The sequence below is a fragment of the Tepidibacillus sp. HK-1 genome (assembly GCF_001748485.2).
GTDB lineage: Bacteria > Bacillota > Bacilli > Tepidibacillales > Tepidibacillaceae > Tepidibacillus_B > Tepidibacillus_B infernus.
This window is the reverse complement of sequence record NZ_BDGM02000031.1, coordinates 1-21,309: the sequence shown is the minus strand read 5'-3', so window position 1 is coordinate 21,309 and position 21,309 is coordinate 1. Positions and strand designations below refer to the sequence as shown.

Genomic DNA, 21,309 nt, shown 5'->3' with positions numbered 1-21,309 from the left:
ACTAAAGGAATTAAAAGGATTTTAAAAAATAATATATGATTTTACTTTGGAAAACCCATAAAATATGAATACGCTTACGTAAATGTGGATGGAATAAAATTCCTCCCACAAATACTTGACTCAGACTCCATTAACTACCTTATTGCGGAAAGAATATCCCATATGCTATAATCTTAGTTGGCAACTCGTTAAAATCATGCAGAATGAATTAAAGGCACAGATACCAGAAGCAGAAGTAAGTTATCTTACGCTACATATTGAGCGAATCTATCAGAAAATGAATACAAAGTAAAGAATCGTGTAACTGATTCGATCAGGCATGAGTAAATTTCCGATTTATGCGACATCCTAAGTTGTATAAGTTGGTGATTTCTCATGTCTTTTTTGTGTTTAAATTACTATTGGAGGTTGATTTTATGTTTAAAAAAATATTTGGTATCCTACAACAAGTAGGAAAATCGCTGATGCTTCCAGTTGCCATCTTGCCTGCAGCGGGAATATTGCTTGCTTTTGGTAATGCATTTCAAAACCCAGCATTAGTGCAAAGGCTTACTTTTTTATCAAATCCGACATTTCAATTAGTTGCAAAAGTGATGGAAGAAGCTGGGGGAATCATCTTTGGAAATTTATCGTTGTTGTTTGCGGTAGGAGTTGCCGTAGGATTAGCTGGAGGTGAAGGGGTAGCAGGACTTGCCGCAATCATTGGTTTCTTAATCATGAATATTACGATGGGTGTCATCTTAGGTGTAACGCCAGATATGGTTGCTGCAGATAAGTCCTATGCCATGGTTGTGGGAATCCCAACCTTACAAACAGGGGTGTTTGGGGGGATCATTGTTGGTATTTTAGCTTCCTATCTGTACAAAAAGTATTACAATATCGAGTTGCCACAGTTTTTAGGGTTCTTTGCTGGTAAGCGTTTTGTACCGATCGTAACCGCTGGATCAGCACTTCTATTAGGGATTCTGATGATTTTTATCTGGCCGCCCATTCAACATGCATTAAATACATTTTCTTATAGCATGATTGATACGAATAGAACCTTAGCTGCCTTTATCTTTGGCTTAATTGAACGTTCGCTCATTCCATTTGGTTTGCATCACATTTTCTACTCACCTTTCTGGTTTGAATTTGGTGAATATGTGAATAAAGCGGGTCAAGTGATTCGTGGTGACCAATCGATCTTCTTTGCTCAGTTAAAGGATGGGGTTCCATTAACGGCAGGTACTTTTATGACAGGAAAATTCCCATTTATGATGTTTGGACTCCCTGCTGCTGCGTTAGCGATGTATCATGAAGCTCGTCCTGAAAAACGCAAATTAGTTGGAGGAATTTTAGCTTCTGCAGCTTTAACCTCTTTTTTAACAGGGATTACAGAGCCGATTGAGTTTACTTTTCTTTTTGTGGCTCCTGCATTATTTGCAGTTCATGCAGTTTTTGCTGGTTTGTCATTTATGATTATGCATATTTTAAATGTAAAGATTGGGATGACCTTCTCAGGTGGAGTGATTGACTATATTTTATTTGGTGTATTACCTAACCGAACAAATTGGTGGTTAGTTATTCCTGTTGGTTTAGTATTCTCTGTTATTTACTACTTCGGCTTCCGCTTTGCGATTCGCACTTGGAATTTAAGAACGCCTGGTCGCGAATTAGATGAGGAACAAGTTCAAGGCACTGAAAAGGTTGGTAATTTAGCCGTAGGTGTTTTGAAAGGACTTGGAGGAAAAGAAAATATAGCTAATTTAGATGCATGTATTACACGCTTACGTGTATCTGTTCATGATATCAGTAAAGTAAATAAAGATCTCCTTAAACAGCTTGGTGCTGCAGGTGTTCTAGAAGTAGGAAATAATATTCAAGCCATCTTTGGCCCAAAATCAGATCAATTAAAAGAGCAAATCAAAGCAGTCATCAATGGAAAAAGTCCTGAGGAGATTAAGGATGTGAAGGCAGCTCCATCTACAACAAGTGATATTGAAACAGTAGTCGATGGTGTTGAATTTATCGTTGCTCCTCTAACAGGTGAAGTGATTGACATCACTGAAGTGCCTGATCAAGTTTTTGCAGGGAAAATGATGGGGGATGGCTTCGCTATGAAACCGGAAAAAGGGGAAATCGTTTCACCGATTAAAGGAAAAGTGGTAAATGCATTCCCAACCAAACATGCGATTGGTTTAGTCTCTCATAGTGGATTAGAAGTTTTGATTCATGTGGGAATCGATACCGTGAAACTTGAGGGAAAAGGATTTGAATTATTAGTAAATGAAGGGGATGAAGTTGAAGTAGGTACGTCATTATTAAAGGTTGACCTGCCGTATATTGAAAAACATGCAACTTCAACGATTACACCAATTGTTTTCACAAATTTACAAGAGAACCAGGTACTAAAGGTGAATAAGGGAAAAGCTGTTGCCAAGGAAACAGAGGTTGCAATCATCGATAAGAAAGATTAAAGTTTTATTTAGATAGATGATTAAATAGGGGGAATTTCATTATGGAAAAAGTATTTACAATCAAAAACCCAGCTGGTCTTCATGCAAGACCAGCTACATTATTAGTACAAAAAGCAAGTTCATTCCCTGGAGAAATCACCTTAGTTAAAGGGGATAAAACCGTAAATGCAAAAAGTATTATGGGCGTAATGTCCTTAGGAATTAGACAAGGAGACCAAGTAACCGTGGTAACCAGTGGAGAAAAAGAAGAAGAGGCACTAAATGCAATTGGTGAGATTCTAGAATCTGTCCTTGAGTAATCATTTTTCTTTTAATCATGGGATAAGGGGGTTTGTATAAATGAATTGGACAGGCATTGCAGCATCCTCAGGTATTGCGATGGGGCCAGCCTTTCTTTTGAAAGAAGACAAGATTGAAGTAAAGAAGCATTCCCTTCAAGCAGAGCAAGTGGAGCAAGAAATCAACCGTTTTGAAGAAAAAGTAAAACTAGCGATTGACGAATTGGAACTAATTAAGAAAAAGGCGCTGCAAAAATTAGGAGAAAAGGAAGCAGAGATTTTTTCCGCGCATATTCTTGTGCTACAAGACCCAGAGTATATTGGTGCTGTAAAAGACAAAATTAAGACCGATTTAATCAATGCAGAAGCAGCATTACAAGAGATTACAGATCAATTTATTATGATCTTTGAAAGTATGGATAACGAATATATGAGAGAGCGTGCTGCAGATATTCGTGATGTAAGCAGTAGGGTCTTAAAACGGTTATTAGGGATTAAAGAAATGTCTTTAGATGAGTTTGCAGAGCCGGTCATCTTGATTGCTCATGACTTAACACCATCAGATACTGCCCAATTAAATCGTGAAATGGTAGCAGGCTTTGCTACGAATATTGGAGGAAGAACCTCTCACTCAGCAATTATGGCAAGATCGATGGAGATTCCAGCTGTAGTAGGATTAAAGGATATTCTTGAAAAGACCAATCAAGAGGACTATGTCATTATTGATGGAAATGAGGGAATCGTTTATATCAATCCTGAAAATGATTTGGTTATGGAATACAGAACAAAAAAAGAACAGTATGAAGCGCATTTAGCTGAACTAAAAACCTTAAAAAATGAGGCTTCGATTACTGCAGACGGACATCAAGTTGAAATCGTAGCAAATATCGGCAACCCTCAAGATGGTAAAGGCGCTTTAGAAAATGGAGCAGAAGGGATTGGTTTATTTCGTACCGAATTCCTCTACATGGGTAGAAGTGACTTACCCTCTGAAGAAGAACAGTTTGCAGCTTATAAAACTGTAGCTGAAATGTTTAGTCAAGAAAGCCCTGTTGTGATCAGATCCTTAGATATTGGCGGGGATAAGGAGTTACCTTATCTTAACCTACCAAAGGAAATGAATCCGTTTTTGGGTTATCGGGCGATCCGCTTATGCTTGGACCGAACCGATATTTTCAAAACCCAACTTAGGGCAATTCTTCGGGCAAGTGTATTTGGCAATATTAAATTGATGTATCCCATGATTGCTTCACTTCAAGAGCTTCGCCAAGCCAATCAGGTTTTAGAAGAAGTAAAACAAGAATTAATCAATGAAAAGGTTCCTTTTAATCCAGAAATGGAAGTAGGAATGATGATTGAGATTCCTGCAGCCGCCATTATCGCTGATCAATTAGCTAAAGAAGTGGATTTCTTTAGTATTGGAACCAATGATTTGATTCAATACACGATGGCAGCGGATCGAATGAACGAACAAGTCTCCTATTTGTATCAACCATTCAACCCTGCTGTATTACGTTTGATCCATATGGTGATTCAAGCTGCTCATAAAGAAGGTAAATGGGCTGGAATGTGTGGAGAAATGGCAGGGCATCTTACAGCGATTCCAATTCTTTTAGGAATGGGCTTAGATGAATTTAGCATGAGTGCTTCTTCCGTCCTACCTGCACGATCCCTGATCCGTAAGTTGAATGTGTCTGAAATGAAAAATGTGGCACAAAAAGTATTACAAATGGAAACAGCTGAAGAAATTAAAGAATATGTAGAGCAAGAAGTGTTAGCCAAATTAAAGTAAAAACAAATCTTGAGCACATGAGCCCTGTAGCGATATGGGGCTTGTTTTTATAATAAATGGATTTCAATGGTTAGCCTTATCTAAAAAAGAGAAAGAAGAAATTGCAAGAGAACTAGAGCCGATGCAAAAATAAAAGGAACACGTTAAAGGTGTCCCTTCTGTTTTAAAAGGCTATAATCTGACAGTTGGAGGAACATAGTTTAGTTCTTCATCGAAAGTGATATAATCAAGATTAACCATCAATAAAAGATAACGTCTTCCAGTTTGTGGATCGCTAATAATAATATGATCGCGACCTGCAGCTTCCACACTACCTTTAAATACTTTGGCATTCCATTCTTTATTGTTTTCAAAAGTCATATAAATCGTTGCAATTTTTCCCAAATTAAGTCTTAAAATATTTTCAATATAAGATTGTTCTGCTGGTAAAAGACCAGGCACATCGATTCCTGTTTCAGGTGATGGTGGAATTGGTACCATTGGTTGTTGTGGTACCATTGGTTGCATGTAATCGGGCATATTCATATCATAGGGATTGATTAAATATGAATCATAATAGTATGGATTGTAAGGATACATCGAAATTCAACTCCTCTTTAATAAGTTCGGTAAACGGAAGGGCAATTACTGTAAGTAGGGTGAAAAAAACAATGGTCTTTATAGCGCCCCGCATTGGGTTGGTTATACCATGTTCTTGGGCACGGACCTAGTGGTTCAAAAAACCATAATGCTCGAGTGGCTGGGTGGTATTTATTACCTCTAATCACTTTTCTTGCTAGTTGGATATCCTGTGTTCTGGCTCTTTGATAGAAATAAGATTTTTGAACCGCTTCAAATCCACCAGGAGATTGGAAAACCATCTGCTTAACTGTCCGAATGTTTTTAAAGTCTAAACAACTAGCACGTACACGGTTAACTCCAACATTACCGACCATTAGCATGCCAAGCTTCCCTTCACCTTCAGCTTCAGCCCTCATTAATCTAGCCAACAGTTTCACGTCTTTTGAATTAGCTTTTATTACAGCCATTGATTCACCCCGCATATATAGGCTTCCATAACAATATATTTAACCTGTGCAGAATAGGTGATTAAAACAAAGGAATCATTTAAAAAAAATCCCTTGACAATCTGTTTTAATGCATTGTATTCTTGTATTAACCATTTAATTTAATAAAGGAAATTCTTATCCAGAGAGGCGGAGGGACTGGCCCTATGAAGCCCGGCAACCGGTTTAAATAAAACGCGGTGCCAATTCCTGCAGAACATTCATGTTCTGATAGATAAGAAGAGCGGCGATCACCATCTCTTCTTGAAGAGATGGTTTTTTAATCCCTCTTCTTAGGAAGGGGATTTTACTTTTTTGGGGGATTTGAATGGATGAAGAGGAGGAGTAAGGATGGCGGTGGCAGAGATCAATCTTCATTATGAGTATGGAAAAATAGAAATTGGAGATTTAATGCTTGAATCTGGAACGATTTTACCACAAGCTCATATAGCTTATGAAAGGGTAGGTTCCATTGGTGCACCTGTTATATTAGTGTGTCATGGTTTGACAGGAAATCAATTTGCTTATGGAAATGATAGGACATCTGGTTGGTGGTCTGGGATGATTGGCCCCTATCAATGGATTGATACGAATGAGTATCAAGTGATTACGACAAACGTGATTGGTGGATGTAATGGTACAACAGGTCCTTTAAGTATAAACCCGGACAATAAAGAGATTTATCGTGCTTCATTTCCCTTTGTTACCATCAGGGATATGGTTCATGCTCAATACAAAGCATTAAGGAAAATGGGTATTGATCATGTGCATGCTGTGATTGGAGGGTCATTAGGTGGAATGCAAGTTTTGGAATGGGGAATTCTTTACCCTACCTTTATGGATAAGCTATTTCCTCTTGCTGCGACTTCTTATTTAAGTGACTATGCCATCGCTTTTAATGCTATGTCCCGCTTTGCTATTATTCATGACCCTAAATGGAATCATGGAAATTATCCATTGGAAGATAAACCTGATCATGGATTAAGTCTTGCACGTATGTTAGGAATGATTACTTATCGTTCACAAGAGTTGTATAATCAACGTTTTCAGAGGAGCCTTCGTAATGAGTGGGGGAATTCCCACGATGAAATTACGTTTGAAATAGAATCTTATCTTAGTTATCAAGGAGATAAATTAACAAAACGTTTTGATGCCAATAGCTATCTATATTTACTTAAAGCGATGGATAGTCATGACATCGGTCGTGGCCGTGGAGGATGGAAAGAAGCCTTGAAATTATTAAAAGCCCCTATGATCGCTATTGCCTATAAAGGGGATTTGCTTTATCCGCCAGAAAGTTTAATGGAGCTAACAGAGGCCTATCGTCAATTAGGAGGTCATGCAAATTTTTATGAGATCGATACGATTTATGGCCATGATGGTTTTTTAGTCGAATTTGATAAATGGGGATCGATTGTAAAGGAGGGTTTATATGGAATCGATTAAGGTAGCCTTACTAGGTTTGGGTACGGTGGGAACTGGTGTATATCAAACGATCATTTCCCATCAAAAACAATTACAACATATCTTAGGCAAGTCTGTTGAAGTCGTTGCGATTTTGATTCAGGATATAGAGAAGAAACGAGTTTTGGAGATGAGGGATTCTATTCTCGTTACAACGAATTATCAGGATATTTTACAATTACCTAAATTAGACGTAGTCATTGAAATGATAGGGGGAAGAGATCCTGCCTATCAATATATCATTCAGGCACTCTCAAAAGGTTGTCATGTGATTACAGCAAATAAAGAATTAATGGCATTTAATGGAGCTGAATTAAAGGAAATCGCGAAACAATATGGGGTAATGCTAGCCTTTGAAGCTAGTGTAGCTGGTGGAATTCCTATTATTCGGACGATTAAACAATTGCTTCAAGTGAATCAAATTACAAAAATCCAAGGGATTATAAACGGGACTTCGAATTATATTCTGAGTCAAATGAGGAAAAAACGAATTTCCTTTAAACAGGCGTTAAAGGAAGCACAAGCAGCAGGTTTTGCAGAAGCAGATCCTACAAATGATATTGAAGGCTGGGATGCTTTTTATAAATTAATGGTTTTAAGTGACATCATCTTTCCTGAACGACCAAACTGGACTTCAGTGAAAAAGATTGGTGTCTCGGAGGTTACGCTGGAACAATTGGCTCTTGTTGAAGAACTAGGCTTACGAATGAAACTAGTTGCATCACTTTATAAGTCAGATACAGGCTGGAATGTCCGAGTAGAACCAACCTGTTTAGCAGAGTCTAATCCATTGTATAGTGTTGAAGGGGTAGATAATGCGATCATCATTGAAACTGATGTTGTTGGCCGCTTATTTTTACAAGGTCCAGGAGCAGGCTCTCTTCCTACAGCTAGTGCAATTGTAGAGGATTTAGTAGACGTTCTTCAACATCCAACCTATTCCTATCACCATAAAAAGGAAATAGAAACAACGGCCACGGTTACAGAATCAATAGAAAATCCATTTTGGTTAATCATTCATGAGCAACATCATCCAATGACTAGTGCAGATCAAATGTTTTGGCAAGTAAAGCTACACCAATTTGAATTAGAAATGATAAAAAGAGAAACCATCTCTGTACAAAAGGGATTTTTGGTAGGCCATCTGGTAAAGGGGAATGAGGAACAAATTTTAGCATTGAAACAAAACGTAAACCATCGCACAAAAATGATCTATTATCCTGCATTAAGTTGTCATCATGAAGAAAGGGTGGAAGAAGAAGGAATAAAGCTAGGGGGAAGATCATAATGAGTATCTATCAAATTCATGGATTAAAAGAAAAATTAACGTTAGAGAAATTTGTCACCACAGTAGAATTAGAACCGCCCAAAGGAGCAAATCCAATGCCTGTTTTAGAGAAGGCTACCTTTTTGAGGGGGATTGTGGATGCGGTAAATATTGCAGATAGCCCCATGGCTACACTACGAATGAGTCCCATTGCTTTAGCACATGTGATTCAACAGGATATGGGGATAGAGGCGATATTCCATTTAACTTGTCGTGACCGCAATATCATAGGACTGCAATCAGAACTATTAGGTGCTGCAGCTTTAGGAGTTAGAAACATCCTCACCTTAACAGGAGATTCACCAGCTAGAGGAGATCACCCACAAGCAAAAGGAGTCTTTGAAGTAGACTCGACAGGATTAGCCAACATTGCCTATCAACTCAATCAAGGAAAGGACTTATCAGGCAATCCTTTAAACAGCGCAACTGATTTCTTTATCGGCGGTGCTGCAAACCCTGGTAATGATGACCTAGAGCTTGAAGTGGAAAAACTAAAAAGAAAGATTGAGTCTGGAGTGGAATTTGTTCAAACTCAGCCTGTTTATGAACTTTCCCAAGTAGAACGATTTTTAGAGAAAATAAGAGACCTACCAGTTCATGTCATTTTTGGCATTCTTCCTATAAAGAGTGTGAAAATGGCTTATTATCTTAATGAAAAAGTACCAGGTATCCATATTTCATCGGAGATGATTGCCAAAGTAGAACAGGGGGGTAGAAAGGCAGGAATAGAGATAGCACAAAAATTAATTGAGGAGATAAAGGGGATCGTTCAAGGTGTTCACATTTATCCAATTGGTGACTTGTCGATTGTATCTGATCTCTTGCAAGTATCTGATAAGCAGATAAAAAAAATAATTTGATAATATATCATAGAATGAAAAAACCATGACCGATAGGAAATGTTCACCCTTGTTCATGGTTTTTTGATACTTTGATGGTTTTCTCAGTTTCTTACGATATCACTTTACCCTCAGTAAGTTCATCAACAGGAACCTTTAAACGATGATTATCCATATCTGTTACTTCAGCAGTTCCTGTTTGAGAATCAAGGCTATTAATCCAAACAGATTGATCATCATAAAAGACCTCTATCGTTTCTTCCGCTTGAAGAATTTCCTCTGCTCTATGAAAATTCATTTTTACTCACCTCTTTTCTTTTTAATAGCGTTTCTAATTTATTTTTAAAGTATGCAAAGAAGTAAAGGTGTGTAAGGAGAGGAAATATTAATGACCTACCTTAATGTTTTGAGATTTACTCAACCTGTAATTCAAGCATTGCAAAAATTAGGGCTCAAACCTATTTTTTACTCTATGGTGAAGCGATACTATTCATGATTATTTAAGTAATTCTCGGCAACTTTTACAGCTTCCCCTTCATTGATCTTAACTTTTAACTCGGATAAGATTGACTCCAATGCCGTTAAGAACTGAATGACATTACTTCTTTGAGAAGAATATCCCATGAGCCCTACACGCCAAATTTTATTCTTTGTGGGTCCTAAACCTCCTCCGATTTCAAGCCCATAACGCTCGAGTAATAAATGGCGTACTTTCATATCATCAGCACCATCGGGAATATTGACTGAGGTGAGCATAGGTAAGCGATAACCTTCTTGCGCAAATAACTCGAATCCCATCGCCTCAATTCCCGCTTGCAAAGCACGTCCGTTTTGTTCATGACGTTTAAAGGTAGCTTCTAAGCCTTCTTCTTTAATCAATCTTAATGCCTCATGAAGTGCATAAATCATCGAGATCGGTGCCGTATGATGATAAAAACGTTCTTGTCCCCAATAAGCCTGGATCATTGACAAATCAAGGTACCAGCTTTGTACTTTTGTTTTCCTGCTTTTTAGAATTTCAACCGCTTTATCACTTAAACTGACTGGGGATAGTCCTGGGGGAGCACTAAGACATTTTTGCGTACCGCTATAGACCGCATCAATCCCAATCTTATCTACCCCAACTTTCGTTCCACCTAGTGAAGTAACAGCGTCAACAATCATTAAAGCATCATATTCTTTCGCTAGTTTTGCTATTTCTTCTAATGGTTGGTTTGCACCTGTAGATGTTTCTGCGTGTACCACCGCTACTGCTTTTACAGGGGAATAGTTCTTTAAAGCTTTTTCTATATCAGCAGGATCAATGATTCTTCCCCATTCTGCTTGAACTTGAATCACTTCAGCCCCTGCTCTTTCTGCAACGTCAACCATCCGCTGACCAAATAAACCATTAACCCCAATAATGACCTTGTCTCCTGGTTCGATCATATTCACAAATACCGTTTCCATACCAGCACTGCCAGTACCTGACATCGCAATCGTTACTTGATTTTTTGTTTCGTAAACATAGCGAATCAATTCCATGGTTTCATTCATAATATTAAGAAAGGTCGGGTCCAAATGTCCTAATAATGGGGTTGCCATTGCTTTTAAAACATGCGGATGAACATCACTAGGTCCTGGACCCATCAATAATCGTTTCGGTAAAATTAATTCTTGGCTCATGCGCTTTCCTCCCATGAATCATGATTTATATATATTAGTTTAAATATTCAATATTTTTCATAAAATACCTTCATGAGAATATTAAATTTTTAAAAAAAAGAAAAATCTATTGACACCATAAAAATAGTAATAATAAATTTGAAAATTAAAAAAATTAATCATTCTCTTTTTTTAGAATTCATATTAAAATAGATTTTGTATAACAAAGTGACAATTTTGTTACAATTTTTTTGTGACGAAATTATGAGAGCATAAAAAGAGGGGGGACGAAAGGTTGTTGGCCGAACATTAAAGGAATTTAAAAGTGCAACAAAAGAGATCATTGATGATCAACCGACCACTAAGTAAAAACAATATCACTATTTGTGAATAATTTCACATTTAATAATATTTTTAATATTTTGAACTTAACTTAGAGCAAAAGAGAAAAATCAATTTTCAGGAAGAGGGGATAGAAATGCCAAAGCTGACAAGGCGCCAGTTTTTTAAATTTACTGCAGCATCTGTAGCAGCTGCCTACCTTGCAGAAAAACAAGCCTTTGCTAAAGACAATGGAAATGATAAAACATATCCATTAATGACAGCAGGTGCGGCTACATCATATGGTATCTGCCACTTCTGTTCCGTAGGATGTGGGATTGAGATTAAAACAAAGGGAAATGAAATCGTGTCTACAGAAGGATTAAAAAATCATCCGATTAATGAAGGTGCATTATGCCCAAAAGGTCGATCCTTAAAAGAAATGCACAATTCAAAATTGCGTCTTACTTATCCATTAGTGCGTAAGCCAGGAAGTGACAAATGGGAACCCATCTCTTGGGAAGATGCGATTAGCAAAATTGCCAATAAGATTAAAGAGGTTCGTGATAACACCTTTGAAAAAACGATTACTACCAAAGATGGTAAAGTCGTGAAAGTGAATCGTATGAATGGAATGTTTAGTTTAGGAAGCGCGGAAATCGATAATGAAGAAGCTTATCTCTACACAAAGTTTAACCGTGCCCTTGGTGTTCAATATTACACACATCAAGCCGAGATATGACATGCGCCAACGGTGGCTAGTTTAGCCCCTTCATTTGGTCGTGGTGCGATGACTAACAGCTTTACTGACATGAAAAATGCAAAAGTGCTTCTAATTGGAGGAAATAATACCGCAGAAAACCATCCAATGGCAATGCGCTGGGTATTAAAAGCGCAAAAAAATGGTGCCAAGATTATTGTCGTCGATCCACGCTTTAATCGGACCGCGAAAGTAGCAGATATCTATGCCCAAATTCGTCCAGGGACAGATATTGCTTATCTAGGGGCGATTGTGAAATATATTATTGAGAATAAATTATACGATGAAGAGTATGTCAAATATTACACCACAGCACTTTACAAAGTAAATCCAGATTTCTCTTTTCATGAAGGTTTATTCTCTGGTTTTGACGAAGCAAAGAAAACATATAACAAAGATACTTGGACCTATCAGTTAGGATCAGATGGGAAACCTTTTGTAGCAGATTCTTTTGATGATCCCGATACCGTCTTGATGAAATTAAAAGAACATTTTAAAGACTATACATTTGAAAAGGCTTCCCAGGTTACGGGAATTCCAGCGGAAAAAATTAAATTAATTGCCGATACTCTTGTAGAAAATCGACCAGGAACCATTCTTTATGCTTTAGGAATGACCCAAAAAACAACAGGAGTACAAGGAATTCGCATGTATGCGATCCTTCAATTGCTTCTTGGGAACATGGGAATGGCTGGTGGCGGTATCAATGCAAACCGCGGAGAACCTAACGTTCAAGGATCAACCGATATAGCTTGTTTACCACATATTTTACCTGGTTATATGCCAGTGCCAATCGATAAACATGCGACATTAAATGATTATGCGATGGCATTTGGCACGACAAGAACGAAGCAGATGATTGCATTATTAAAAGCATGGTATGGGGATAAAGCGACTCCAGAAAATGAGTTTGGTTATCATTACTTGCCAAAACGGGATTCAAAGGAAGCATCCCAAGGTCATATTTCCATTTTTGAAAATATGAACAAAGGGAAGTTTACATTAGGGCTTATTTTTGCACAAAACCCTGCGGTTAGTACGCCGAACTTAGAGTTAGTCTGGAAAGGCTTATCGAAATTAGAAATGTTGGTCGTTTCTGAAGTATTTGAAACGGAAACGGCATCATTCTGGCAACATCCTGGTGCTAATCCAAAAGAGATCAAAACAGAGGTTATTCTTTTACCTGCAGCGATGTCTTTTGAGAAAGCAGGTACAATGACCAACTCTGCAAGGTGGATTCAAGGGAAACCGGCGGCGGTTCGTCCACCTGGAGAAGCAAAACCAGATGCCGATATTATTTCAATGATTCTATTAAAGTTAAAAGAATTATATAAAAATAGCACTGATGAAAAAGATCGCTCAATTCTTGATTTAACATGGGATTATCATGTAGAAGGCAAAGAAGAAATCGATCTTGAGAAAGTCTTAAAAGAGATAAATGGCTATGATTTAACAACTGGGAAACTATTAAATAGTGCAGCACAGATCCAAAAAGCAGAACCAGGCACAGTTTCTTCTGGCTTAGGAGGCCTTTATACAGGCGTGATTACAGAGGAAGGAAACCACTCGTTACGTCATGATAATAGTGATCCAAGCGGCTTGGGGCTTTATCCAAATTGGACGTTTGCATGGCCAGGCAATATTCGTATTCTTTATAATCGTGGATCTGCTGACATTAATGGGAAACCTAGAGATAAAGATCGTGCCCTTGTATGGTGGGATGGAACCAAGTGGATAGGTCCAGATATTTTAGACGTTGCTGCCAAAGATAAAGAACCAAATACACCTGAAGGTTCACAAGTATTCCCGATTGCGGATACAAAAGGTGCTTTATTCCGTACCGTTTATGCAAAACCACAAGCAGAAAAAGTATCTGTAGAATTGAAAGAAGGGTATGACCCTAACATATTCAAAGTGGCTCCAATATTTAAGGAAGCAGGAATTGCAGATGGCCCATTACCTGCTCATTATGAGCCGAAAGAGTCACCGGTAGAAAATGCTTTTTATCCAAAACAAAAAAACAACCCGATTTTGCGTGGGTTCAGAGTTCCCGAAATTCAAAAACTGGGTGAAGCAAAAGACTATCCTTATGTTTTAACAACTTATATGTTGACAGAGCAATTTTTATCAGGTGGGGTTACTAGGAATACACCGCAATTGAACGAATTAATGCCTTCCAACTTTGTCGAGATGAGTAAAAATCTTGCAAAGAAAATCGGTGTTCAGTCTGGAGATAAAGTCACGATTTCCACAGCACGTGGAAAAGTAACAATTCCGGCAATGGTGACTGATCGTATCCAAACCTTAACAATTAATGGGAAACAAGTGGAAGTCGTTGGTGTTCCTTGGGGCTGGGGATTCAAAGGTCTTGTAAGCGGAGATTCAATTAATCTTGTGACCAACTCGGTAACCGATCCAAATACAGGTACACCAGAATATAAGGCATGCTTATGCAATGTGACGAAGGGGGATAAGTAATTATGGCACAAAAAACAGATAAAGCGATATTAGTGGACACCTCACTTTGTACAGGTTGTAAAGCATGTCAATTGGCTTGTAAAGAATGGCATAATCTTCCAGCTACGGAGTTTGATAAGGTTCCAGGTACTTACCAAAACCCTGCTGATCGCTCGTTTAATACCTTAACCTTGATGCGATTTGATGAAAAATATGATCCGAAGACCAATACTTTTGAGTGGTTAATTCGCAAAGATCAATGTATGCATTGTTCTGATGCTCCTTGTGTTGCGATCTGTTCAACAGGGGCGCTATATCAGCATAAGGAAGGTTTTGTTGCTTTTGATCAGGAAAGCTGTATTGGTTGTGGCTACTGTGAGAAGGCTTGTCCATTTGATATCCCAAGATACCAGCATGATGCTTTTACAGGTAAGGATAAGATGAATAAATGTAATTTTTGTCAGGATAAGATTACCAATGGAGAAGCACCTGCATGTGTACAAACTTGTCCGACCAAAGCATTAGAATTCATGTCATGGGATGAGGCAATAAAACAAGCCTATAAACGAGTTAAACAAATTAAAAATCGTTTTCCAAATGCGAATGTTTACGGTGACAAATTAATGGGTGGAACCCACTATATTTACGTTTTAACTGAGAAACCGGAGGAGTATGGTTTACCAACCAATCCAAAAACGAATGAACTAGTCGAATTCCGGTCCGGGGTCATTAAACCTGTTACCGAGGTATTAATGGGTGTCGCGGGAATTGGATTCCTAGCCAACTTTATTGTTTCTTCCACCGCCTTTAACTTTAATGGAAAAGATGAGCCTGAAGATTTTTTGAAGGAGGAGAAGAAACATGAGTAAAGCCTATAAACGAACGAAATATGTAAAAAGATATTGTGTTCCCGATCAAATAATGCATTGGATGGTTGCCCTTGGTTTTGTACTTTTACTTGTAACGGGGTTTATGATTTTCTTTAAAGGACCAGCTTCACTGCTCACAACAGAAGCAGGTATGGCTTTTCGCCAAGGACATCGCATTGGGGCGATTCTCTTCATTGGTGCACCACTGATTTATTTTCTTTTTTCTAGTAAACGTTGGGGGTTTTTAGTTGCTTTTAAATGGGGAAAATATGACTTTGGTTGGTTGAAGGCCGCTCCTAAACACTATTTTATCGGTGGTGAAGGGATGCCGCCACAGGATAAGTATAATACAGGACAAAAATTGTATTTTCTAGTTGTCATTGTCTTTGGTTTGCTACTAGCCATGTCAGGTTTTGCATTATGGTTTGATTGGTTTAATGGTTCTTTGGGTGTATGGATGCTAGTCATACATGATGTTTCTGCGTTAATCATCACGATTTTCTTCGGGATCCATTTGCATTTAACCGTTTTCCATGCCAGAGAAAGAGCATCTTTCAATGCGATGACAACAGGATGGATGGAGGCAGAATATGCAGAACATCACCACAAATTATGGTTTGATAAAGTGAAGTACGATCAAATGATTACCTGTGGTGAGAGAAAAATGAGGAAAATGAAACAGGTCGATCAAAATAAAAACAATACATTCCAAGCTTAAACAGGAAAAAGGTACATTTACATTACGTAAGTGTGCCTTTTTCGATAACCATTATTTCTGGTTTCTTTTAACAAGTTCATGGACAGGGACTCTACATTTGAAGATTAGCATTTTAGAATAAAACTTTTTTCTTTTCTTTTTTTCACGTAAAATATAAGAAGATATTAAATTAAACTATATTAGGAGTGCTTTGCTTGAAAGAGTGGTGTAAAGTATGATAAACATGTTAATCGGTAGTCTATCAGCGGGGATTTCCACCGGCATTGGGGCTTTACCTCTGTTTTTTTTAAAAGAATTAAATCATAGAATGAGAGATACCCTTTTAGCTTTTACAGCAGGGGTCATGGTGTCTGCAAGTACATTTAGTTTAATCCCTCAGGCAAAAGAGGGAGGAATTCTTCCAGTTTTTATAGGAGTGTTTTTAGGAACCAACATTTTGCTTTTAATGGAAAGAGTCATACCGCACATTGAAATCGAGAACTTTAACCAAAATTTAAAAGGAATTGATCATAAAACATGGTTAATTGTTGTGGCCATTACTCTACATAATATTCCAGAGGGTTTGTCTGTTGGGGTATCCTATGCCTCAGAACATAGTCAACTGGGGCCACTTATAGCTATAGCCATCGGTTTGCAGAATGCGCCTGAAGGGCTATTGGTTGGGCTTTTCCTAGTCCAACAAAAAATTAGCAAAGGAAGTTCCTTTCTCATTGCCCTCTTTACAGGAATGATTGAGGTGGTAGCTGCAATTGCTGGGTATTTAGCCATAAGTATTGTGGATTTTATTGTCCCATATGGTTTAGCTTTTGCAGCTGGGGCTATGATTTATATCGTATACAAGGAGCTGATTCCAGAAAGCCATGGCCATGGTTATGAAGTATCAGCAACGATTGCTTTTGTCAATGGCTTATTAGTCATGTTCTTTTTAAATGAATGGTTTATGTAAAACAAAAACACCTCAATCGAGGTGTTTTAAATTATTATTATATTCTTTTAAGAAAAGACATGAATGACGGAGCGTGTGCAAAATACGATACACTTTAATGCGAGTGTGAAGAACGTAATGGGCGTTTTTGCACATGTTGGTTTTGAAAACGGCGATTACGGATATATAATGCCATATCTGTTGCAACCATGGCAAAGTTGATGATATATAAATAGATAACCCCATCATAGCTATTGAAAAGTTTATTTAAAATCCCAGCAATATAACCTATTAGTAAAATAGTTAAGAATAAAAAGCTTTTACCTTCTATAGATCTAGATTCATAGGATTTGTAAATAGAAAATGGCCATGCTGCACCAAAACAAAGTAACATGACAATCTCAAAAATACTCATAATGAATTCCCCCGATGATCATATTTTCTTCTATCCACGCTTTAAAAGGATATATTTATTTGCTAATCATTTCACATCCTCAATTGACATTATAAATCAAAAACAAAGAAAAAGGTGTGACAAATATTCAAAAAAGATATTACATACATTTAGCAATAATCAGAAAAATAAGCAAAATCAAAAATTTAAAAAGAAAAATAGTAATTTAATGCTTTTAAACATAAAAGCTGTAAATTATAATATAACTATGTTACTAAATGAGAAAGGGAGAAGGAGATTGGGAAAACAAATTGCAATCATTGGTCTAGGTCTTATGGGGGGATCTTTAGCAAAGGCATTACAAAGTAAGTGGGATGTAACCATTACGGGAGTGGACCAAGATCAAACAACTATAGAAACTGCTATGGCCGAACGAACAATCCAATATGGATTAAATCATTTAGAAACCTTATCTTGGGAAGTTTTTGATCTGATTATCTTTTGTACACCGATTGAAATCACCTTACAATGGATGGAAAGAATTGATGGCAAAGTAAAGGATACGGCTACTGTCATCGATATTGGTAGTACCAAAGGGCAAGTTATGCAGCTAGCAGCAAAGGTAAACTATGATTTTATAGGTGGGCATCCAATGGTTGGCTCGGAAAAATCCGGTTATATCCATTCAAAAGGCCATTTGTTTGAAAATGCCTATTTTATTCTCACACCATTAGAGCAATCCAAAGAAGAAAAAATCACCCTTTTATATGAAATGATCGATGCGATTGGGGCGATGCCAATTACCATGGATGCAGAACAGCATGACTTATTTACAGCTGTTATTAGTCATGTTCCGCATATTATAGCTTCTGCATTGGTGCATATGATTAAAGAGTTTGATCATAAAGAGGTGTTAATCAAATTAGCAGCTGGAGGATTTAAAGATATTACACGTATTGCTTCATCAAGTCCTCATTTATGGCAACATATTAGTTTGAGTAATAAAGAAAAAATCGATCTAGTATTAAAACAGCTTCTTACAACCATTGATGAATATAAACAACGATTAAGTGAAGAGAACAACGATTATCTGTTTACCTATTTTTCAAAGGCAAAAGAGATGAGAGACCAAATCGTAGATACGGTAAACACAGATATCCCCAAGCAATATGCTTTAATTGTAGATATCGAAGATCGGCCTGGCATGATTGCCAAGATCTCAACCTTACTTTACGAACATCAGATCAATATTAAAAATATCGGAATCATTCATAATCGGGAATTTGAAAATGGTTGCCTAAAAATTATTCTTGAAAATCGTTTAGATCAAGTCTCTGCTTATCAAGTTTTACAAAAACATGAATATCTTGTTTTTAAATAAGGGTTGACACACACACTTTAAAGGGTTAAAATTAGTTTAAATTTTCACAACTGTTCAAGAAAGGCGTTGGAATTAAACCATGCTTACGAATATTAAAAAAGGGAATCGATTTTATAACTACTTTTTTAGCTGGGGCTTTTATTTTAGCGCTGGTTTTTTGGGTTATAAAAAACGAAAACTACCTTTTTTAATGAGTATTGAATAAAAGCTTAATCTTTAATTTATTCATAAGAGGCTCATTAGAGCCTCTATTTTTTTACCAAAAAATATAAAGGAGGCGTCATTATGATCGTTGTATTAAAAAGCGGAGTAAATGAAGAGCAAGTAAGTAAGGTAAGTGAAAAGATTGTGAAAATGGGTGTATTAGTTCATGTGAGTCGTGGACAGGATTTAACAATACTGGGGTTAATTGGTGATACACAAAGATTAGATACCAGTAAGTTAGAATCCATTGATATTGTTGAAAAAGTAATTAGAGTACAACAACCTTTTAAATTGGCCAATCGTTTATTCCATCCTGAGAACTCAACAGTAAAGATTGAGAACCAACAAGTAGGTGGCGACTCTTTTACAATCATTGCCGGCCCATGTTCTGTTGAAAGTGAAGAGCAGATTATGACAGTGGCTCAAGGTGTTAAGGAATCAGGTGCCCATATGCTTCGAGGTGGGGCATATAAACCGAGAACCTCGCCATATGGTTTTCAAGGATTACAGGAAGAAGGACTACAATTATTAAAAATGGCTAAAGAGCATACTTCTTTACCCATTGTAACAGAGGTTATCTCTCCTGATTTAGTTGGGGTTGTGAGTGAGTATTCTGACGTCTTACAGGTTGGTGCAAGGAATATGCAGAACTTCCAACTATTAAAAGAAATCGGTAAAACCAATAAGCCTGTTTTGTTAAAAAGAGGTGCTTCTGCTACGATTGAAGAGTGGTTATTAGCGGCTGAATATATTTTGTCTGAAGGAAACGAGAACGTCATTTTATGTGAAAGAGGTATTCGTACCTTTGAGAAATATACAAGAAATACGTTAGACTTAAGCTCTATCCCGGTTGTAAAAAAATTAAGTCATTTGCCAGTGATTGTTGATCCAAGTCATGCTGCAGGAAAAAGGGATTGGGTGATTCCACTTGCAAGAGCAGCAATGGCTGTAGGAGCCGATGGAATTATTGTTGAGGTCCATCAACAACCAGAAATTGCTTTAAGCGATGCAGCCCAGCAACTAACCTTACCGATGTTTGATGACTTAATCAATGATCTGAAGAAAATGGCAGATGTAATGGGTCGTAAAATCTAATTTCTTTGAAAAAGAGGTACGAAACATGGAACGGTTAGACCAAATAAGAGCTGAAATTGATCAATATGATCAACAAATCGTTGAATACTTTGAAAAAAGAATAAAAAAAGCATTAGAAGCCTTAGAAATCAAACAAGAGCTTGGGCTTCCTATCCTGCAACAAGATCGAGAACAACTCGTTTTGGAAAAAGTGGTTCGACATCTACATGATAAAGAACTAACTCAAGAAATTCAGGAATTATATCGAATTATCATGAAATTAAGTAGACAGATTCAGGCTAAAAAGTGGAATCTGTCAGATCTGCTTTTGATAGGAGAATCGATTTTACTTCCAATTGGGGAACCATTAAGCAAAAAAACAATCGCTTTTCAGGGTGAACCAGGTGCATTTGGCCATCAAGCTTTAAAAAAATATTTTGGTAATAAAGAAACCGTTCTTCATTTTGAAAAATTTGAGGATGTGTTTAAGGCATTAGTAGAGGGGAATGCCGACTATGGGGTATTACCGATTGAAAATTCATCAACAGGGGGTATTCATGAAGTTTATGACCTTCTGCTAAAATACGATTTATATATTGTAGGTGAAGAAATCTTACCGATTGAACATCATCTTCTTAGTGTTGAAGGGGCGACTGAAGAATCAATTGTTGAGGTATATTCCCATATCCAGGGATTCCGTCAATGTAAATCCTTTTTAGATCAGCATCCTGATTGGAAATTGATCACTTATGATAATACAGCAGCAAGTGCGAAACTCATTAAAGAATTGAACGAGACAAGTAAAGCGGCGATTGCAAGTAAGGAAGCAGCCGAATTATATGGCTTAAAGGTATTAAAGAACAATATTCAAACCAATCAAGAAAATTGGACTCGTTTTATCATCGTAGGGAGAAAAGTGGAATTGAGTGAAGAAAGTAAAAAAATAAGTTTGATCTATTCTTTACGACATAATGTTGGATCACTGTATGATAGTTTAGGAATTTTTACAAAACACGGTATTAACCTTGTTAAATTAGAATCAAGGCCAATTCCTAACCAACCATGGAAATATCATTTTTATGTGGATGTTGAAGGGAATTTATTAGATAAACAAATACAACGAGCAATTGAGGAATTACAAGAGAATATCATTAATTTAAAAATCATCGGAAACTATTAGGGAATTAACTTAAGAAAAAAAGGGGACTAGGTGTAGCCTAATCCCCTTATTTATAGTGCGCCACGCATGGCGATTAACTAGACGGTGAAAGTCCGTTATGGGGGTATGTAGCAACCAACCATTAGCCTAAGGCAAGGGTGTCCATCGTGAGGTGGAATCTGAAGGAAGCCGGCGGCAAAG

20 protein-coding genes and 1 riboswitch are annotated in these 21,309 nt (G+C 37.3%); of the genes, 15 read left to right on the top strand and 5 right to left on the bottom strand.

What is annotated here, in order from left to right; all coding sequences use genetic code 11:
- Window positions 1-115: 115 nt before the first annotated feature.
- From BEN26_RS12930 to ptsP, 4 genes are all read left to right on the top strand, one after another.
- Window positions 116-292: a PRD domain-containing protein gene (locus BEN26_RS12930; protein WP_084818768.1), complete on the top strand. Its 177-nt coding sequence runs from the start codon at window positions 116-118 to the stop codon at window positions 290-292.
- 124 nt (window positions 293-416) lie between these two features.
- The gene (gene ptsG, locus BEN26_RS12925; protein WP_069798677.1) at window positions 417-2,456 is read left to right on the top strand and encodes a glucose-specific PTS transporter subunit IIBC; all 2,040 of its coding nucleotides are present in this window, start codon (window positions 417-419) and stop codon (window positions 2,454-2,456) included.
- Window positions 2,457-2,497: 41 nt separating this feature from the next.
- The gene (locus BEN26_RS12920; protein WP_068726767.1) at window positions 2,498-2,755 is read left to right on the top strand and encodes an HPr family phosphocarrier protein; all 258 of its coding nucleotides are present in this window, start codon (window positions 2,498-2,500) and stop codon (window positions 2,753-2,755) included.
- A gap of 40 nt (window positions 2,756-2,795) precedes the next feature.
- The gene (gene ptsP / locus BEN26_RS12915; RefSeq protein ID WP_068726764.1) at window positions 2,796-4,526 is read left to right on the top strand and encodes a phosphoenolpyruvate--protein phosphotransferase; all 1,731 of its coding nucleotides are present in this window, start codon (window positions 2,796-2,798) and stop codon (window positions 4,524-4,526) included.
- Window positions 4,527-4,697: 171 nt separating this feature from the next.
- Here ptsP and gerQ read toward each other — a convergent pair whose 3' ends face one another.
- Window positions 4,698-5,105 carry a spore coat protein GerQ gene (gene gerQ, locus BEN26_RS12910; protein WP_068726762.1) on the bottom strand — a complete coding sequence of 136 codons (408 nt, stop codon included), beginning with the start codon at window positions 5,103-5,105 and terminating at the stop codon, window positions 4,698-4,700.
- 17 nt (window positions 5,106-5,122) lie between these two features.
- A complete protein-coding gene (locus tag BEN26_RS12905; RefSeq protein ID WP_069798681.1) occupies window positions 5,123-5,554 on the bottom strand; it encodes a cell wall hydrolase in 432 nt (143 codons plus the stop codon).
- A 153-nt stretch (window positions 5,555-5,707) separates the two neighbouring features.
- Window positions 5,708-5,814: riboswitch (SAM riboswitch) on the top strand.
- Window positions 5,815-5,923: 109 nt separating this feature from the next.
- Between BEN26_RS12905 and metX the strand changes: the two genes are divergently transcribed.
- From metX to BEN26_RS12890, 3 genes are read left to right on the top strand one after another with little or no spacing between them, the layout of a single operon-like run.
- Window positions 5,924-7,018 carry a homoserine O-acetyltransferase MetX gene (gene metX, locus BEN26_RS12900; protein ID WP_069798675.1) on the top strand — a complete coding sequence of 365 codons (1,095 nt, stop codon included), beginning with the start codon at window positions 5,924-5,926 and terminating at the stop codon, window positions 7,016-7,018.
- Window positions 7,005-8,324, top strand: a complete 1,320-nt coding sequence (locus BEN26_RS12895) for a homoserine dehydrogenase (RefSeq protein WP_069798673.1) — start codon at window positions 7,005-7,007, stop codon at window positions 8,322-8,324. Before metX ends, BEN26_RS12895 begins: the two co-directional genes overlap by 14 nt.
- On the top strand, window positions 8,324-9,223 hold the full coding sequence (locus tag BEN26_RS12890) for a methylenetetrahydrofolate reductase (RefSeq protein ID WP_069798671.1): 900 nt from the start codon (window positions 8,324-8,326) through the stop codon (window positions 9,221-9,223). Before BEN26_RS12895 ends, BEN26_RS12890 begins: the two co-directional genes overlap by 1 nt.
- 91 nt (window positions 9,224-9,314) lie before the next feature.
- Here BEN26_RS12890 and BEN26_RS12885 read toward each other — a convergent pair whose 3' ends face one another.
- Together BEN26_RS12885 and BEN26_RS12880 are read right to left on the bottom strand one after the other, a co-directional pair.
- On the bottom strand, window positions 9,315-9,500 hold the full coding sequence (locus tag BEN26_RS12885) for an H-type small acid-soluble spore protein (protein WP_069798669.1): 186 nt from the start codon (window positions 9,498-9,500) through the stop codon (window positions 9,315-9,317).
- A 188-nt stretch (window positions 9,501-9,688) separates the two neighbouring features.
- Complete coding sequence (locus BEN26_RS12880) at window positions 9,689-10,867, bottom strand: pyridoxal-phosphate-dependent aminotransferase family protein (RefSeq protein WP_069798667.1); 1,179 nt, start codon at window positions 10,865-10,867, stop codon at window positions 9,689-9,691.
- 457 nt (window positions 10,868-11,324) lie between these two features.
- On the opposite strand from BEN26_RS12880, the gene BEN26_RS14355 reads away from it, so the two are divergent.
- The 5 genes from BEN26_RS14355 (at window position 11,325) to BEN26_RS12860 (ending at window position 16,917) form a co-directional block, all read left to right on the top strand.
- On the top strand, window positions 11,325-11,909 hold the full coding sequence (locus tag BEN26_RS14355; RefSeq protein WP_069798665.1) for a molybdopterin-dependent oxidoreductase: 585 nt from the start codon (window positions 11,325-11,327) through the stop codon (window positions 11,907-11,909).
- Between the two features lie 12 nt (window positions 11,910-11,921).
- On the top strand, window positions 11,922-14,405 hold the full coding sequence (gene fdnG / locus BEN26_RS12875) for a molybdopterin-binding domain-containing protein (protein WP_483887676.1): 2,484 nt from the start codon (window positions 11,922-11,924) through the stop codon (window positions 14,403-14,405).
- Window positions 14,406-14,407: 2 nt separating this feature from the next.
- Entirely contained in the window at window positions 14,408-15,253 is an 846-nt protein-coding gene (locus tag BEN26_RS12870; RefSeq protein ID WP_068727683.1) for a 4Fe-4S dicluster domain-containing protein, read from the top strand.
- Window positions 15,246-15,971 (top strand): formate dehydrogenase subunit gamma, encoded by a 726-nt coding sequence (locus BEN26_RS12865; protein WP_069798661.1) that lies wholly within the window; start codon window positions 15,246-15,248, stop codon window positions 15,969-15,971. The genes BEN26_RS12870 and BEN26_RS12865 overlap by 8 nt, the downstream gene beginning before the upstream one ends.
- Before the next feature lie 214 nt (window positions 15,972-16,185).
- The gene (locus tag BEN26_RS12860; RefSeq protein WP_069798659.1) at window positions 16,186-16,917 is read left to right on the top strand and encodes a ZIP family metal transporter; all 732 of its coding nucleotides are present in this window, start codon (window positions 16,186-16,188) and stop codon (window positions 16,915-16,917) included.
- A 94-nt stretch (window positions 16,918-17,011) separates the two neighbouring features.
- Here BEN26_RS12860 and BEN26_RS12855 read toward each other — a convergent pair whose 3' ends face one another.
- Complete coding sequence (locus BEN26_RS12855; protein ID WP_068726741.1) at window positions 17,012-17,311, bottom strand: hypothetical protein; 300 nt, start codon at window positions 17,309-17,311, stop codon at window positions 17,012-17,014.
- A gap of 277 nt (window positions 17,312-17,588) precedes the next feature.
- On the opposite strand from BEN26_RS12855, the gene BEN26_RS12850 reads away from it, so the two are divergent.
- The 3 genes from BEN26_RS12850 to pheA all read left to right on the top strand — a co-directional run bounded on the left by BEN26_RS12850 (window position 17,589) and on the right by pheA (window position 21,129).
- Entirely contained in the window at window positions 17,589-18,671 is a 1,083-nt protein-coding gene (locus BEN26_RS12850; protein WP_181482296.1) for a prephenate dehydrogenase, read from the top strand.
- 285 nt (window positions 18,672-18,956) lie between these two features.
- A complete protein-coding gene (gene aroF / locus BEN26_RS12845; RefSeq protein WP_069798656.1) occupies window positions 18,957-19,970 on the top strand; it encodes a 3-deoxy-7-phosphoheptulonate synthase in 1,014 nt (337 codons plus the stop codon).
- Window positions 19,971-19,995: 25 nt separating this feature from the next.
- Window positions 19,996-21,129: a prephenate dehydratase gene (gene pheA, locus BEN26_RS12840; protein WP_069798654.1), complete on the top strand. Its 1,134-nt coding sequence runs from the start codon at window positions 19,996-19,998 to the stop codon at window positions 21,127-21,129.
- The last annotated feature ends 180 nt before the right edge of the window (window positions 21,130-21,309 follow it).